The organism is Actinoplanes sp. NPDC048796, from assembly GCF_040650035.1.
Taxonomy (GTDB): Bacteria; Actinomycetota; Actinomycetes; order Mycobacteriales; family Micromonosporaceae; genus Actinoplanes.
Genome location: NZ_JBEZGO010000007.1, coordinates 224,063 through 240,968, shown reverse-complemented (window position 1 = coordinate 240,968; position 16,906 = coordinate 224,063). Strand labels below are relative to the sequence as shown.

Sequence of the window (16,906 nt, the reverse complement as noted above, 5' to 3'; positions counted from 1 at the left end):
ATTACGGATCGGTAACAAAACCCAGGTTGTTCTCAGGAATCGGTGTTACCGGTTGATCGACAGACCAGGAGGAGACCGCCGATGACCGAGAAGAAACGCGCCTTGGGCCGACTGGGGGGCGTTCTTGTGCTCATCGGCGCCCTCGTCGGGGTGGCCGCCATCCCGCTCGGCGTGGTGCTGGGCGCGGGCGCGCACTGGCAGAACAGTCAGGCCGACGAACTGCCGGCCCAGCTGCTCAGCCCGTCCGCGTCGCAGGTGACCCGCATCTACGCCAACGACGGCAAGACGCTGATCACCACCTTCTACGACGAGGACCGGCACGACGTCACGCTGGCCCAGATCGCCCCGGTGATGCAGAACGCGATCGTCGCGGCCGAGGACACCCGCTTCTACGAGCACGGCGGCGTCGACCCCAAGGGCCTCGCCCGCGCCTTCGTCAAGGACGCGAGCAGCGGTGAGGCCGCGCAGGGCGCCTCGACGCTGACCATGCAGCTCGTGCGCAACGTCCTCAAGGAGGACCCGACGCTGACCCCGTCCGAGCGCGCGTCGGCGACCGAGGACACCCCGGCCCGCAAGCTGCGCGAGATCGAGTACGCGATCCAGCTCGAGACCAAGCTCAGCAAGAAGCAGATCCTGCAGAACTACCTGAACCTGGTCTATTTCGGCAACGGGGCGTACGGGATCGAGGCGGCCTCCCGCCGCATCTTCAACACCACCCCGGCCAAGCTCGACCTGGCCCGGTCGGCGCTGATCGCCGGCATCGTGCAGTCGCCGGACGCCGACAACCCGGTCGGCGGCTCCAAGGCCAAGGCCCGCGAGCGGCAGCTGTACGTCCTGGCCGCCATGGTGAAGGCCGGCATGATCACCCAGGCCCAGAGCGACGCGGCGGCCAGGGAGAAGCTGACCTACTCGGGCACGACCCCGCCCAACGGCTGCGTCGACGCCGGCGGCGAGACCGACGGCTGGGGCTTCTTCTGTGACTACGTGCAGCGCTGGTGGGACGAGCAGCCACAGTTCGGCCGGACCGTCGCCGAGCGCGACGACGCCCTGCGCCGCGGTGGCTACAGCATCGTGACCACGCTCGACCCGGACATTCAGAAGAAGGCGGCCGCCGAGTCGCGCTCGGTCTACGGGCTGAAGAACTCCAAGACGCTGCCGATCGCCGTGGTCCAGCCCGGCACCGGCAAGGTGCTCGCGCTGGCCGTCAACCGGCACTACGGCAGCGCGGTGGCCACCACCGACACCGTGAACCCACTGGTCAGCGGGGGTAAGAGCCTGTACGGATATCCGTCCGGCTCGACCTTCAAGCTGTTCACCATGCTGGCCGCCCTGGAGAAGGGCCTGCCGCTGAACACCGGCTACGAGACGAAGTCGCCACTGGTCACCGAGTGGATCGACTACGGGCCGGGCAACTGCGACGGCAAGTACTGCCCGGGCAACGACAACCCGGCCTGGATGGACGGCTACCGCACCATGTGGGACGGGTTCGGCCGCTCGGTCAACACGTACTTCGTGCGTCTCGAGGAGCAGGTCGGCCCGGCCGCCGTGGTCGAGATGGCCCAGCGCCTGGGCATCAGCTTCGCCAACCCGGCCGACAAGAAGCAGGCCCAGAGCAGCGCCGACTCGTGGGGCTCGTTCACCCTGGGCGTCGTCGACACCACCCCGCTCGAACTCGCCGCGGCCTATGCGACAGTGGCGGCCGAGGGAACGTACTGCTCCCCGGTCCCGGTCTCCTCGATCACCAACTCGGACGGTACGAAGGTGGCGGTCCCGGCCGGCTGCAAGAAGGTTCTGGACCCCGAGGTGGCCCGGGCGGCGACCGACGCCGCGCGCTGCCCGGTCGGGCAGCAGAGCTCGTACGGCAAATGCGACGGCGGCACCGGCAAGCAGGTCGCCGGCATTTTCGATGGCATTCAGGTGGCCGGCAAGACGGGCAGCACCGAGGACAACCGCACCGAGACCTTCGTCGGGTTCACGCCCACGGTGGCCGCCGCCGGCATCGCCAACGACCCGGTCAACCCTTCCGACCACGTCGGCTCGGGCGTCGAGGCCGAGGTGGTCACCGCCGTCGCGAAGACGCTGAAGTACGCCGTGGGGGATGAGTCCCGGGACTTCACCCCGCCCAGCAGCGCCATCGCCTTCGGGGGATAGACCCTCATAAAGCGGACAATGACTCAGGTAAGGGCGGTTGCCTGCCGACAAGAACCAAGTGAGGACCGCCCACGAGCAGCGGCGCCTGGCGGCGCTGCACGAGTACGGCCTGCTCGACGCGCCGGCCGGCGACGAGCTCGAGGCCGTCGTCCGGGTGGCCGCCACGCTGGCCGGGGTTCCCACCGCCACCCTCAACCTGATCGACGAGAACCGGCAGTGCCAGCTCACCACCACCGGTTTCGAGGGCAGTGACACCGCCCGTGCCGACTCGATGTGCGCCATCCGGTTCGAGACGGGCGAGTTCACCTATCTGCCCGACGCCCGGGCCGACCCGGCGTACGCGGAAAACCCGTGGGTGACCGGGAAGCTGGCCGACGTCCGGTTCTACGTGTCGGTTCCGCTGATGACCCCGCAGGGGTACGCGCTGGGCTCGCTCTGCGTCTTCCACAACGAGGTGCACGAGCTGAACCCCGGGCAGATGGACCGGCTGCGCGACCTGGCCCAGGTGATCCTGGCCCTGTTCGAGCGCCGCCGGCAGGCCCGGGTGGTGCTGGCCCAGCACGCCGAGCTGGAACGCGCCCACGCCGAACGGGCCGCCACGATCGCCGAGCTGAGCCGCTCCAACACCGAGCTGGAGCAGTTCGCCGGGGTGGTCAGCCACGACCTGGCCGCCCCGCTCAGCGTGGTCAGCGGCTATCTGGAGCTGCTGGGGGAGCGAATCCGCGGCACCGATCCGCAGTCGGAGAAATGGATCGCCGCGGGCACCCGGGCCGTCGGCCGCATGCAACGGCTGATCACGTCGCTGCTCACGTACGCCCGGGCCGGCAACGCGCCCTACCAGCCCGAGCCGGTTCCCCTCGGCGACCTGGTCGAGCTGGCCCTGACCGACCTGCGGGGCAGCATCGCGGGCGCGACGGTGGCGGTCCGCGACGACCTTCCGGTGATCGAGGGCGACCCCCTTCTCGTACGTCAGTTGTTGCAGAACCTCATTAGCAACGCCCTGAAGTACCGCCGTCCCGACCGGCCGTGCCGCATCGAGATCACCGCGGTGCCGCTGGAGCACAACTGCTGGCGGGTCGACTTGGCCGACAACGGCCGCGGCATCCCCCCGGCGCAGCGCGACCGGGTCTTCGAGATGTTCGCCCAGGTCGACCCGTCGGCCGGTACCGGCTACGGCGTCGGGCTCTCCACCTGTCAGCGGATCGTCGACCGGCACGGCGGCGAGATCCACGCCGAACAGACTCCGGGTGGCGGCACCACGGTCTGGTTCACCCTGCCCGCGCCGGGACGGCCGGCGTGAGGGTCGACCGGGGGATGTTCTCGTCGCTGCGCATCCGCGTGGCGGGCGGCTTCGCGGGCCTGCTCGCCCTCTTCCTGCTGCTGATCAGCGGGCAGTTCGTGGTCGGTGAGCGGCTGCGGGTCGAGCACATCGCCCACGCCGAGCAGCTGGACCTGCTCCACGACACCAACCAGGCCGTGATGCAGCAGATGACCAATGCCGAGACCGGCGTACGCGGTTTCCAGCTGACCGGCGACGGTGCTTTCCTTCAGCCGTACGACAGTGGGCGCTCGGCCGCGTTCGAAGCGCTGGGGGACCTCGCCGCCATCGTCGACGACCCCGAGGTCAGCCGGCTGCTGCAGAGCGAACGCGAGGCCGCCGAGAACTGGCTGTACGGGTACGCGATCCCGATCGTCAACGCGGGGGAGGCCGACACCGACGCCGACCGGCTGGCCCGGGGCAAGGAGCTGTTCGACCGGCTGCGGACGGCCAACTCCGACGTCACGGCCGCGATCGACGCGTACGGCGACTCCCTGGCCCGCGACGAGCGCGCCGACACCCGGGCCGCCACCCTGCTGTTCGGCTCGCTGGCCGTGGTCGTCGTGCTGGCCGGGATGGGCCTGGCCCTGCTGCACCAGCGACACCTGCTGGGCCCGCTCGAGGACATCCGGAACACCCTGCGCCGGCTCGCCGGCGGCGACCTCACGGCCCGGGCCAGGCCGGTCGGGCCGGGCGAGCTCAAGGCCGTGGCCGGCTCGGTGAACGACCTGGCCGCCGAGACCGAGCGGCTGATCAACGCCGAACGGGCCCGGGCCGCCCGCAGCGAGCTGCGCCAGGCCGTCGCGGCCGAACTGCGCTCGGAGGGCGACCCCAAGGAGACCGCCTGGCGGATGGCGATGCTGGTCGGCAACGCGATGGGGGCCGACGCCGTGCACGGCCGGGTGACGCTACAGCCCGGCGAGCACTTCGAGGTGCACTGGCCGCCGAACGCGGCCACCCTCGACCCGATGGTGGCCGACGAGCTGAAGAACACCCCGCCCGGGCAGACGATCACCCCGGCCACGCTGCCCGGCGGGCTCGCGGTGCCGCTCAGCGGCGACTCCGGCTGCCCGCCCGGCATGATGTGCGTGGTCCGGCCGGGCGGACCGGAGTGGACCCCGGAGGAGCGGCGGCTGCTGGCCGCGCTCGCCCGGGAGATCGACCACAACGTGCACCAGTTCCGGCTCCAGCTGCGCCAGGCCCGGCTGATCAGCGAGCTGCGGGTGCTCGACGAGCAGAAGGACGTCTTCGTCTCGACCGTCACCCACGAGCTGCGCACGCCGCTGACCAGCATCCTCGGCTACACCGAGATGCTGGTGGAGGACGAGGACGACAGTTTCAGCCCGATCCAGAAGCGGGGGCTGGACGCGATCCTGCGCAACGCCAACCGCCTCCAGGAGACCGTGACCGACCTGCTGCTGCTGGACCGCTCGAACGAGCGGGTGGGCGCCCAGGCGGTGCCGGTCGACGTGGCCGGCGTGGTCGACGGCCTCTACGACAGCCTGGGGACGGCGGCCCGGGCCAAGGACCTGCGCTGGGACGTGACCACCGAGCCGGCCTGGGTGCTCGGCGACGCCGGCCAGCTCGAGCGGGCGCTGCGCAACCTCCTGGAAAATTCGATCAAGTTCACCGACCCGGGCGGTCGCCTCGAATGCCGGGTGGGCACCGCCGGTGACCGCGTCGTCATCGAGATCACCGACACCGGCATCGGCATTCCGGCCGACGACCTGCCGGGCCTGTTCACCCCGTTCCACCGGGCGTCGAACGCCATGCACCAGGCGGTGCAGGGCTCCGGTCTGGGCCTGGCCATCGTGCGCAACATCGTCAGCGAGCACGGGGGGACGGTCACCGCCCGCTCCGAGCTGGGTCAGGGCAGCACGTTCACGATCACACTGCCGTTGAGTCAGCAGCCTCTCGCAGAGCCGACCAGATCCGGTCGCGGGTGAAAGGCAATTGCGTCAGCCGTACGCCGGTGGCGTCGCGAAGCGCGTTGGCCAGCGCCGGGGCGACCGGGTTGAACGGGCTTTCACTCATCGACTTGGCGCCCAGCGGCCCGATGGCGTCGTCGGTGCCGGCGAAGAGAACTTCGGTGCGCGGCACATCGGCGTACGTCGGAAGGTGATATTGCCGGAACCCGGCGGTGGTGACCCGCCCGTCACCGTCGATGTCGACATGCTCGGCGAGGGCGGCCCCCAGCGCCTGGGCGACGCCACCCTCGATCTGCCCGCGCAGCTGAAGCGGGTTCATCACGGTCCCGGCATCAGCACTGTGTACGCTGCGCAGGATCCGCAGCTCCCCGGTGGCGGGATCGACGGCGACCCGGAACCAGTGCGCGTTGAAAGCCACCGACCGGGGGCTGCCACCCCAATGCCCCTCGGCGCGGGTGACCCCGGACCCGGCATCCAGCTCGGCCCGCAGAGCCCGCGCCGCGCGCAACACGGCCTTTCCGGCCACCACGACCCCGGTCGACCCGAAGGCCCCGGTGTCATGCCGCACCACATCGGTATCGGCCTGCCGCAACACGATCCGCTCCGGCGTCACCCCGAGCGCGTCAGCCGCGATCTGGCAGTGCACAGTCGAACTGCCGTTACCGAACTCGGCCGTACCCACCCCAACCTCGAACCGCCCATCCTCAAGCAGCGCCACGGTCGCGTCGGCGTAGTGCCCACCGGGCGGCCCAGCCGCGATCATCGCAATGGCCATGCCCTCCCCAACCAGCCACCCTTCCGGCACACCCTCCACACCAAGCCGTCCGTGCGCGCCTCCCTCCCCACCAAGCCGCCCCTGTGCGGCTCCCTCCACACCAAGCCGGCCCTGTGCGGCTCCCTCCACACCAAGCCGGCCCTGTGCGGCTCCCTCCACACCAAGCCGGCCCTGTGCGGCTCCCTCCCCACCGACTCTTCCGTCCGAGGCTTCCTCCGCGCCGATTCGTCGGTCCGCGGCGCCTTCCGCGCTGAGCGGCCTGTTCGGCACGCCCTCCGCGCCGAGCCGTACCGCATCCTCGGCCGCGAGCCGACCGCGCGCCGCGTCCTCCACTGCAAGCGGCTCGCGCGCTGCGTCCTCCACTGCAAGCGGCTCGCGCGCCGCGTCCTCTACTGCAAGCGGCTCGCGCGCCGCGTCCTCTACTGCAAGCGGCTCGCGCGCCGCGTCCTCTACTGCAAGCGGCTCGCGCGCCGCGTCCTCTACTGCAAGCGGCTCGCGCGCCGCGTCCTCCACCGCGAGCAGCCCGAGCGCCGCGTCCTCCACCGCGAGCAGCCCGAGCGCCGCATCGTTCACCGCAAGCCGCCCGGCAGGCGAAATGTCGGGAAAATCGGACGGATCTGCGAGGGTGAGGCCTGGGTCGTCCGAGCTGGGGTCGTGCGGGCTGGGCTGCTGCGAGTTGGGGTCGTGCGGGCTGGGGTCGTGCGGGCCGGGTTCTTGCGAAATCAGGCCGTCTGAGCCTGGGCCGTCCGAGTGCACGTCGGTCGGGTGGGGGCCGCCGGGTGGGGTGGGGCGGCTGGCGTCGCGCATGTGCTGGAGGCACTGGTCCAGGCCGTAGCTGGCGATCGTCAAGTCGTCGGCGTGGTCGCCGGGGGCGGTGAGGTCGTCTCCCGGGCGGACGACGTTCAGGGCTCGCATCTCGATCGGGTCGATGGTCAGGCGGCGGGCCAGTTCGTCCAGGGCCGACTCCACCGCGAACGACACCTGGCCCAGGCCGTAGCCGCGGAACGCGCCCGCCGGGACCGTGTTCGTGTAGACCGACCAGGCGTCGGTGCGCATGTTCGGGCAGCGGTAGACCGCTATCGACTCGTGGCAGCCGTGGTACATGACCGAGGGGCCGTGGTTTCCGTACGCGCCGGTGTTCGTGACGACCTCGAGCTGCAGCGCCGTGAGGGTGCCGTCCGCTCGGGCCCCGGCCCTGACCTTGACCTCGAAGGGGTGGCGGGTGGTCGCGCTCGTGAACTGCTCGGCGCGCGTGAACTCCAGTTTCACCGGGCGTTCCAGCCGCAGCACGGCCAGCGCCACCAGGTCTTCGGCCAGCATCTCCTGTTTGCCGCCGAAGCCGCCGCCGACCCGGCCCGCGATCACCCGGACCTTGTCGGGTGGCAGGTCGAACAGATCGGCCACCGCTCGGCGGGTCAGGAACGGGGTCTGCGTGCTCGAGCGGATCACCAGACGGCCGTCGTCGTCGAGCCAGCCGACCGCCCCGTGCGTCTCCAGGCTGGCGTGCTGCACCCGCGGCGTACGGAAAGTCTCCTCGTAGATCTCGTCGGCCTCGGCGAACCCGGCCTCCACGTCGCCGAGCGCGGCGTGCAGTTCGCCCACGACGTTGCCGCCCGGGTGGATGAGCGGGGCGCCGGGCGCCATCGCCTCCGCCGGGGTGAGCACGTGGGGGAGCACCTCGTAGTCCACCGCCAGGGCCCGGCACCCCTGTTCCGCCGCCGCCTCCGAGGTGGCCACGACCGCGGCGACCCGCTGGCCGGCGAAACGCACCACGTCGTCCAGCACCCGCGTGTCGGCCGGGTCCTCGGTGACGTTCTCGTGCCGGGCCGTCGAGAACAGCTTTCCGGGGTCGTCGGCCGATGTCAGCACCAGCTCGACCCCCGGCACGGCCAGTGCCGCCTCGGTGCGCACCGCCAGCACGCGGGCGTGCGCGTGCGGCGAGCGCACCACCTTCAGGTGCAGCACCCCGGGCACGTCCAGGTCGAAGGTGTACCGGGCCCGGCCGGTCACCACCTCGGGGCCGGCCGGTGCGCCCAGGTTCGCGCCGACCGCCTTGCCCTCGGCCGGCTCGCACGTGTTCACCACGCCGGTCATCGCGTCGGCGATCGCGCGATAGCCCGTACACCGGCAGAGGTTGCCTTTGAGAGCTCTCGGCAGGTCGTCGCGCTGGTCGCCGGTGAGGGCGGCCGCGGTCATGATGTAACCGGCCGTGCAGAACCCGCACTGGAATCCCTGCGCGTCCAGGAAGGCCCGCTGGGCCGGGTGATCGTCGAGGCCCTCGATGGTGGTGACGTCGCGGCCCACGGCCCGGAAGGCCGGGTAGACGCAGGAGTGCACCGGCCGGCCGTCGACGTGGACCGTGCAGGCGCCGCAGTCGCCGGTGTCGCAGCCCTTCTTGACGCCGAAGCAGCCTTGTTCGCGAAGGTACGTGCGCAAGCACTGACCCGGGCGTGGCGTCCCGTCGTGGTCGGCACCGTTGATTCTCATGGCCGCAGCTCCCGGCGGATCTGCTCGGCGTAGAGCCGGGTCATGTGGCGCCGCCAGGCCGGCAGACCGTGCACGTCGTCGAGGTAGGCGTCGTCCGGGATCCGCTCGGCGAGGGCCACCTGCATCTGCTCGTCGCTCGGCGCCTGCGGGAAGACCAGGACGAACGGGCGCCGGGTGGCGGCGGTCACGGTCAGCGTGAGGCCGCCGCCGGCGTCCCCGCGCCCGATCAGCAACACTCCGGACCGTCCGTGTGCGTACAAGGAGCCTTGGCGGTACGCGGTCTCGCCCGCGAGCGCTTGGGCGGGCAGGTGGACCGACCGGAGGAGCTCGCCGTCGCGCAGCACGGTGGTTCCCTCGCCGGTGACGAAGTCTTTGACCGCGATCGTCCGCTCGCCGTCGGGGCCCTGCACCAGGCAGGTCCCGTCGAGCGCGGCCCCCATCGCGATCATCGGCCCGGCCGGCAGCGCGGCGCAGAGGTTGCCACCGACCGTCGCCACGTTCCAGATCTTGAAGGAGGCCAGGAACGCGTGGCAGCACTTCTCGACGATGTCGCGCCCGCTCGCCGCGAGCTCGGCGATCGTGCAGGTGGCCGCGATGTCGAGGCCGTCGGGGGTCTCGGTGAGCGCGGGCCAGCCGGCGGCGGTCAGGTCGAGCAGCCGGGTCAGGTGCGGGCGCGGCTCGGCGAACAGGGCCGTCCCGCCGCCGAGCCAGGCGTCACCCGGGCGCCACTGGCCCACCTCGGCGGGGCTGATCACTTCGGCGACAGTGTTCAGATCCACGTTCGTACGCTACGCGCATCCTGTTTCCGTTCCGGACCTCTCACGTCAACATCAATGTCGTTCCCACGGAGGCCAGCAGCCACGCCGCGTACAGCAGAAGCGGGCGTCGCGGCACCTCGATCTCGGGCGGCGGGGGCAGCGGGCTCAACGCCAGCGACCTGGTCCGCGAGTCCCGCAGGGCGGCCACGAGCTGGTCCGCCGTCCGCTGCGGCGCCGTCGGGGCCGGCTTCCGGCGGGCCTTCACGTCCGGCCGGACCAGGGTCTTCGTGGGCGCCGGGCCGGTTTTCGGGCGCGGCCACGGCGGCGGGACCGGCACGGTCATCACCGATTCGCCGGCCGTCAGCACGATGCTGTTGCCGTCGTCGTAGACGATCGCGCTGTCGGTGGCCCACGGCTGACGGTCGCGGCCGCGGAAACCCACCGCCGCGATCCCGCCCGCGTGCCAGCGCAACCGGGGCCGCAGCTGGGAGCGCCAGCCGAACTCGAAGCCGGCCCCAGCCGCGACCGCGACCAGCGCCGCGGTCGCCGCGTGCGGGAAGCCGGCCAGGTAGCCCAGCTCGCCCACGGTCAGGGCGGAACCGAGCCCGATCATGACGGTGGTGGTCCACGCGCGGGCCGGGGCGATCCGGTGTTCCCGCGGCTGGAAGGCGTCGGCGTCCCGGTCGGCCGGTCGCAGCGCCTCCGGGTCGACGAGCTGTTCCTCGTCGTCCTCGATCTCCCGCGGCAGCCCGTGCACCACGTCGTAGGGCACGGTGATGACGTCGCCGACCGGGCCGACCGGCACGTGCAGCCGGTCGCCCACCTCGAGCGCGCACCATTCGCCGGGGCGCGGATGCCCGTAGAGCACCCCGGCCACCGTGTGCACGTCCTCGTCGGGGTCCCACGGTTCCGGCTCGGCCACGTCGAAGGCGAGTTCGAGGGCCGTCTGGTCGTCCTCGGCGGGCACCAGGACGTGTACGTAGCCCTCCTGTTCGACGGCCCGCACGGCGTGCACCGGCTGCGGATGGTTGAACAGGTTGCGCAGCGCGCCCTGATGCCGGACCGCCCGGCCGAGCAGGGCGCAGCCCAGTCCGAAGGCGGCGATCGTCCCGGCCAGCCACGGCACCGCCGTCTCGTCGGCCGACACCCACACCACGCCGGCGGCCGACACGATCAGCAGCGCGAACCCGGCGACCTCGGCCGGCGCCGCGACGTGCGGCAGCTCGTAGGGCGCGGGCGGCCGGCGGTGCGGCACCGGCAGCGGCGCCGGGGGCCGGTCGCGCTGGGCGACGGCCACGCCGATGAGGGCGTACGCCCAGACGATCAGAACCGCGCCGAATCCCGTGGCCAGGGGCGTCCACAGCACCGCACCCAGCAGGGCCGCCCACGCGGCGGCGGGCCGATGGGCGTACACCATGAGAGCCGGCGCCAGAAGCACCCCGAGTCCCAGCCACCTCGCCGCCGGCGCGGGGTCGGAGACCCCGCCGAACACTCCGAAGAGCAGCAGAAAAGCCAGGAGCCCGGCGGCCGGTACGAAGCTCTCCACGCGCAGCAGCACACGCATGTCCCCATGGTCGGCGACGCCGTGCCCCGACCAGGCCCGTTTGCGGATCCGGCAACTTTTCTTGGGGCCGCGGACCCCACCCGGCGATGCTGGCCGCCATGAGGACGCGCCGAGCGAAGGACGCCGGACCCGGCTGGACCGGCACCGACGAGAACAGCACTCTGCGGGGATTCCTGGACTACTTACGGAGCTCGATCGTCGCCAAGGTCGCCGACGCGCCCGAGCCGCAGGCCCGCACCGCGGGGGTGCCCTCCGGCACCAGTCTTCTGGGTCTGATCAAGCATTTGACGTACGTCGAGCGGTTCTACTTCCTCGGCGAGCCGATCACGAACCTGCGCCGCACCATGAAGCCGGGCCGCGACGAGACGGCCGACAGCCTGCTCGACGGCTACCGGCGGGCGGTCGAGGAGGCGAACGACGTCATCGCCACCTGGGACGACCTCACGCTCGACGCTCCCCGGCCGCCCGGGCGGGGACTGCCGCCTTCACGCCGGTGGGTGCTGACCCACATGATCGAGGAGACGGCCCGGCACGCCGGTCACGCCGACATCCTGCGCGAGCAGATCGACGGCGCGACCGGGCGATGACCGGACTTACGGGCCGCTGACCAGGCTGGTGACCTGGTGGCCGCTGTTGACGGCGGCGCCCGTGGTGTTGATGACGTTGGTGATGGTGCCGGTGCCGCCGAGGGAGACCGTCACCATGTCGCGGAACTTCACTCCGGACTTGACGGGCACCTCGAAGGCGCGGGCGTTGACCACCGACGGGTTGACGTTGAAATAGCAGTAACTGCCCAGGCCGTACGCCTCGTGGGTGTTCACCGAGTCGGCCACCTTGTAGGCGGCCCAGCCGCGGGTCGAGCCGTTCATGTAGGCCGCCTGGTTCGGCGGGTCGTACGGCATCTCGTTCTGGTAGAAGTACGTGCGGCCGGCCTCGCCGTTCCAGATCGTCTGATACTGCTGGTAGTGCTCGACGAAGAGGCCGTAGAACGTCACGTTGTCGCCGTCGACGATCAGGCCGTTGCGGCCGGTGTTGACGGTCCAGCCGACGGTGCCGCCGTTGCCGTGGTCGGCCCGCCAGATCCAGGCGTGGTCGCCGATCACGTTGTTGCTGTTGATCTGCATGCTGACGTTCGCCTTGCCGGCGATCGAGCCGCCGACCCGGATGAAGACGTCGGACAGCACCGTCGGGTTTCCCGCGTGCGAGGCCGACGAGCCGGCCGGGCCGACCTCGAGCAGCGTGTTCGAGCTAGTGGTGCCGGCGTCGAAGAGCACACCGGCCAGCCGTACGCCGTCGACGTCGGCCACGTGCATCGCGTCCACGCCGCCGACCGGCACGAACGTGGCCAGGCCGAGACCGAGCACCACCGTTCCCGCGCGGGTCACGTTCAGCGTCTGGCTGAGGTTGTAGACGCCCGGCGTGACCAGCAGGTTCTTGCCGGCCGCGAGGGCCGCGTTGATGGTGGCCGCGGTGTCACCGGACTTGACCACGTAGAACGTGCCGATCGGCAGCGACGTGCCCGCCGGGGTGCCGTTGGCCCAGGTGGTGCCGCTCGCGTTGGTTCGCACGGCGGGGACGAAGACCTGGTACGCGCCGGCGCTGTCCACGTACAGATAAGGCTTCTCCGCGATCGTCGGCGACGAGCCGATCGTGGTGTACGGCGGTGACGGGAAGCTCTGCGCGGGCGCCCCCGGGCTGCCGACGAAGACCTGGTTCCAGTTGGAGCCGTTCCAGCTGCCCATCTGCGAGTTGCGGGTCAGGAACTGCTGCTGCGAGCCCGACTGGATCTGGCCGTCGATCTTCGAGTCGGCGATGAAGCCGCCCGACGACCAGCCACCGTCGGAAAGGGCCAGGTTCCCGCGTACGTGCATGCGGCGGTACGGGGCGGCCTGCGACACCGCCCAGCGGTCGAGCCCGTCCGGCGGGGTCACCGACAGGCCCTCGGCCGAGCGCCAGAAGTTCTGGGTGGCGTTCTGCGAGCCGTCCGGCCACCAGTCGGCCTCGGCGTGCACGTGGCCGTTGATGGTCACCTGGTCCGGGTTGAGGCCGAGGCCGGCGACCTGGGTGAAGAAGCCGACGTTGGCGTCGACGTTGTAGCTGCCCGGCTTGAACAGCAGGGCGTAGCGCGCGTTGCCGAACTGGTTGCTCACCTGGCTGGTGAAGACGCTGTTCAGCTTGTTCTGGATGGTGGCCTGCGACATCGACGGGTCGAAGATCGTCACGTTGGGGCCGAGGTCGGGGTTGTTCGGGTTCGGCGGCACGGTCGTCGGGGGAGTGGTCGGGGTGCCGGAGTAGTTCCACTTCTGGTTGGCGCCGCCGCCGCACGTCCACAGTTGGAGCTTGGCGCCGTCGGCCAGGTTGTTGTCCTTGATGTCGAGGCACTTGCCGGCCTTGACGTTCACCAGGTCCTTGGCCGCGTTCAGCGTCCACTGCTGGCTGGTCAGCCCGGCGTAGCAGTCCCACAGGTGCACGACCGCACCGTCGGTGACGGCGCCGTTGGCCACGTCGAGGCACTTGCCGAGGCCGCGCACCGAGCCGTCGTCGCCGAACGTCCACGTCTGGTTGGCGCCGGGGGAGCAGGACCACATCTGCGGCTGGTTGCCGTTGGCGGTGCTGCCGTTCGTCACGTCCAGGCATTTGCCGTTGGCCGCGCTGACCACGGTGCCCGTCGACGCCGCGAAGGCGGTGGTCACACCGGCCACGCCGATGCCGGCCACGACGACGCCCAGGGTGGCGCCGATAAGTATTTTGCGCATTCTGTCCCCTTAGGCCGGGTTGTTGGCGTGCGTCAGCGTCTCCCAGGCCACGAACAGGTTGTTCGTGCCCTGCGGCCGCTTGGACTCGGTGTACGTCTGGGTGTTCGCCATGGCGTACCCCAAGCGGTTGGAGAGAGCGTTGAAGGCGACCTCCGTGACCGGGCCGAGTCCCTTGACCACTGACCCGCCGCAGATGGCCGACGGCACCGCGGTGCCGTTCTCGAACTTGGTATGGAGACCGAGGGCGTGCCGCTCCCGGTCGGCCAGCGACGGCCAGAGGTCCTCGCCCTGAACGCGGCTGGTCTCGGCGATGTGGCTGATCGCGGACAGGCCGTAGCCGGTGTGCGTGAAGTCGCGGCACGTCTCCTGCGACAGCCCGTCGACGAAGGTGCTCTGCCCCTGCCAGAAGCTGATCAGCTCGGACCGGGTGTCGACGCCGCCGACCGGCGGGTACTTGGGCTGGCTGCCGTCGGCGGCGACGTAGACGTACGCCTCGGCCCGGGCCTTGAAGCGGGTGATCGCGCGGTCGTAGCTCGCCTTGTCGTCGAGGTGGACGGCGATGCCGACGGCCGCCTCCATCATGGACAGCTCCCAGTTGCCGTTGCTGGAGCTGCCCTGGATGACCACGGGCAGGTACACGGTGCGCAGCATGGTGGCGAACCGGGCCTGGTTGGGCCAGCTCGAGTACGTGTACTTGATGATCTCGGCGGCGCGCGGCCAGACCGAGCCGGCCCAGCCGGTCTGCAGCGGGGCGTTGCTGTTGGTGTGCGACTTGATCGTGGCCGACCAGGCGTCCATCAGGGCGATGGACTTCTGGGCGTACGCCGCGTTGCCCGTGATGTACCAGGCCAGGGCGTCGGTGTACGCGGCGATGGCGTCCTCGCGCTCGTCAGTGCACCCGTTGTTGGGGTTGGAGTAGGAGCCGCACTCGACAGTCGCCCGCGGCGCGGGGGTACGCGAGAGCGAGGCGTAGCGGCTGGCCATCATCTGGTTGTAGGCGCTCAGCCAAGGCTGGGCGCCGGCGGTGACCTTGCCCTTGACGAAGTCGAGCTGGGCCCGGCTGACCAGGACGCCCGGATGGGCGAAGGTGATCGGGGCGGCGTCGGCGGTCACGAGGCGGACGCCGAAGGTCGCTGTCGCGGCGACCAGAGCCGTGAACGCGGCTAACAGGGCGCGTCTGCGCATAGGGGATCTCCCGGGTGGGGGTGGGGAACCGGAAAGTGACTTAACAGTTCCCACGGCACCGGGGCGCGGTCAAGCGGGCATCGATTGACTTAAGTCTCTCGTGACCGTTTCGTTGCCTTAGTTCGCTCCTTAGTTGAAGTATTTTCGGGCCGCGAACCTGAATAAATTTCGTAATGTCCGGTACATTGCCGGGTCATGAACGCTGACGTCATCGTCGTCGGTGCCGGTCTCGCCGGCCTGGCCGCCGCCCATGAGCTGATCCTCGCCGGCAAACGGGTCGCGCTGGTCGACCAGGAGAACGCCGCCAACCTCGGTGGGCAGGCGTTCTGGTCCTTCGGCGGGCTGCTGTTCGTGGACAGCCCCGAGCAGCGGCGCCTGCGCGTCAAGGACTCGTTCGACCTGGCCTGGAGCGACTGGCAGGGCAGCGCCGCCTTCGACCGCCTCGACGACGAGGACTCCTGGGCGGTGAAGTGGGCCCGGGCGTACGTCGAGTTCGCGGCCGGCGAGAAGCGGGCGTGGCTGTCGTCGCTGGGCATGAGCTGGCTGCCCACGGTGGGCTGGCCGGAGCGCGGCGACCTGCGGGCCGACGGCCACGGCAACTCGGTGCCCCGCTTCCACGTGACCTGGGGGACCGGCACTGGTGTGGTGGCGCCGTTCGTGCGCTCGGTCCAGTCGTCCCCGCTGGTCACGTTCCACTTCCGGCACCGCGTCGACGAGCTGATCGTCTCGAACGGTGCGGTCACGGGCGTACGGGGAAAGGTCTTGACGCCGTTCGACGGCGCTCGCGGGGTGCCGTCCCCGCGCGAGGAGATCTCCGATTTCTCCCTCACGGCCCAGGCGGTCGTCGTCGCCTCGGGCGGCATCGGGGCCAACCACGATTTGGTACGCCGGTACTGGCCCCCGTCACTCGGCACGCCCCCACAGTCGATGATCACGGGCGTGCCCGCGCACGTCGACGGCCGGATGCTGGGCATCTCGGAGACGGCCGGCGCCCGCCTGGTCAACCGCGACCGCATGTGGCACTACACCGAGGGCATCCGCAACTGGGACCCGATCTGGCCCGGCCACGGCATCCGCATCCTGCCGGCGCCGTCGTCGATGTGGTTCGACGCGCTCGGCCGCCGCCTGCCGGCACCGTGCCTGCCCGGCTACGACACGATGAGCACGCTGCGGTACCTGCGGACGACGCCGGACATCGCGGCCTACGACCACTCCTGGTTCATCCTCACCCAGAAGATCATCGAGAAGGAGTTCGCACTCTCCGGCTCCGAGCAGAACCCGGACATCACGGCCGGCGACCGCCGGGCGTTCCTGAAGGAGCGCATCTTCGGCAAGGGCGCGCCGGCCCCGGTGGAGGCGTTCAAGCAGAAAGGCGAGGACTTCGTGGTCGCGTCCTCGCTGGAGGAGCTGGTGGCGGGCATGAACGCGCTGACGGACGAACCATTGCTCGACGTGGCGGCGATCCGCGACCAGATCGAGGCCCGCGACCGCCAGATGGACAACCCGTACAGCAAGGACGCCCAGGTCCAGGGCATCCGAAACTCCCGCCGCTACTGGGGCGACAAAATCGGCCGCACGGCCAGTCCACACCGCATCCTCGACCCGGCGGCGGGCCCGCTGGTAGCGGTGCGGCTCCACATCCTGACCCGCAAAACCTTGGGCGGCATCCAGACAGACTTGAACTCCCGCGCTTTGTCGCCCACCGGCGCCCCGGTCCCCGGCCTGTACGCCGCAGGCGAGGCAGCAGGCTTCGGCGGCGGCGGCGTGCACGGCTACAACGCTTTGGAAGGCACTTTCCTGGGCGGCTGCCTCTTCAGCGGCCGAGCCGCCGGCAAGTCCCTGGCCGCTTCCCTCTAGACCGCCCCCGCCCTTCTACACCGGCCTCATCCACCACGCCCCATTCACGCGCGGTGTCGCTTTCACGCGCAGTGTCGGCTTCCCGCGTGGTGTCGGCTTCCCGCGTGGTGTCGGCTTCCCGCGTGGT

General features: G+C 70.8%; 10 protein-coding genes. 5 read left to right on the top strand and 5 right to left on the bottom strand.

The window, feature by feature from the left end; genetic code table 11:
* Window positions 1-81 precede the first annotated feature (81 nt).
* From AB0C26_RS28295 to AB0C26_RS28285, 3 genes are read left to right on the top strand one after another with little or no spacing between them, the layout of a single operon-like run.
* On the top strand, window positions 82-2,151 hold the full coding sequence (locus tag AB0C26_RS28295) for a transglycosylase domain-containing protein (RefSeq protein ID WP_360253611.1): 2,070 nt from the start codon (window positions 82-84) through the stop codon (window positions 2,149-2,151).
* A gap of 58 nt (window positions 2,152-2,209) precedes the next feature.
* Entirely contained in the window at window positions 2,210-3,451 is a 1,242-nt protein-coding gene (locus tag AB0C26_RS28290; RefSeq protein ID WP_360253609.1) for a HAMP domain-containing sensor histidine kinase, read from the top strand.
* Window positions 3,448-5,415 (top strand): ATP-binding protein, encoded by a 1,968-nt coding sequence (locus AB0C26_RS28285; RefSeq protein ID WP_360253607.1) that lies wholly within the window; start codon window positions 3,448-3,450, stop codon window positions 5,413-5,415. The genes AB0C26_RS28290 and AB0C26_RS28285 overlap by 4 nt, the downstream gene beginning before the upstream one ends.
* Here the strand turns inward: AB0C26_RS28285 and AB0C26_RS28280 are convergent.
* From AB0C26_RS28280 to AB0C26_RS28270, 3 genes are read right to left on the bottom strand one after another with little or no spacing between them, the layout of a single operon-like run.
* A complete protein-coding gene (locus AB0C26_RS28280) occupies window positions 5,357-8,659 on the bottom strand; it encodes a molybdopterin cofactor-binding domain-containing protein (protein WP_360253605.1) in 3,303 nt (1,100 codons plus the stop codon). The two genes, AB0C26_RS28285 and AB0C26_RS28280, sit on opposite strands and share 59 nt — an antisense overlap.
* The gene (locus tag AB0C26_RS28275; RefSeq protein WP_360253603.1) at window positions 8,656-9,438 is read right to left on the bottom strand and encodes an FAD binding domain-containing protein; all 783 of its coding nucleotides are present in this window, start codon (window positions 9,436-9,438) and stop codon (window positions 8,656-8,658) included. Before AB0C26_RS28275 ends, AB0C26_RS28280 begins: the two co-directional genes overlap by 4 nt.
* A gap of 40 nt (window positions 9,439-9,478) precedes the next feature.
* The gene (locus tag AB0C26_RS28270; protein ID WP_360253601.1) at window positions 9,479-10,981 is read right to left on the bottom strand and encodes a hypothetical protein; all 1,503 of its coding nucleotides are present in this window, start codon (window positions 10,979-10,981) and stop codon (window positions 9,479-9,481) included.
* A gap of 98 nt (window positions 10,982-11,079) precedes the next feature.
* Between AB0C26_RS28270 and AB0C26_RS28265 the strand changes: the two genes are divergently transcribed.
* Entirely contained in the window at window positions 11,080-11,568 is a 489-nt protein-coding gene (locus tag AB0C26_RS28265; protein WP_360253599.1) for a DinB family protein, read from the top strand.
* 6 nt (window positions 11,569-11,574) lie between these two features.
* Here AB0C26_RS28265 and AB0C26_RS28260 read toward each other — a convergent pair whose 3' ends face one another.
* Both AB0C26_RS28260 and AB0C26_RS28255 read right to left on the bottom strand, forming a co-directional pair.
* A complete protein-coding gene (locus AB0C26_RS28260; protein WP_360253597.1) occupies window positions 11,575-13,737 on the bottom strand; it encodes an RICIN domain-containing protein in 2,163 nt (720 codons plus the stop codon).
* Window positions 13,738-13,746: 9 nt separating this feature from the next.
* Window positions 13,747-14,922 (bottom strand): alginate lyase family protein, encoded by a 1,176-nt coding sequence (locus AB0C26_RS28255; protein ID WP_360253595.1) that lies wholly within the window; start codon window positions 14,920-14,922, stop codon window positions 13,747-13,749.
* Between the two features lie 195 nt (window positions 14,923-15,117).
* On the opposite strand from AB0C26_RS28255, the gene AB0C26_RS28250 reads away from it, so the two are divergent.
* Window positions 15,118-16,779, top strand: a complete 1,662-nt coding sequence (locus AB0C26_RS28250) for an FAD-binding dehydrogenase (RefSeq protein WP_360253593.1) — start codon at window positions 15,118-15,120, stop codon at window positions 16,777-16,779.
* Window positions 16,780-16,906 lie beyond the last annotated feature (127 nt).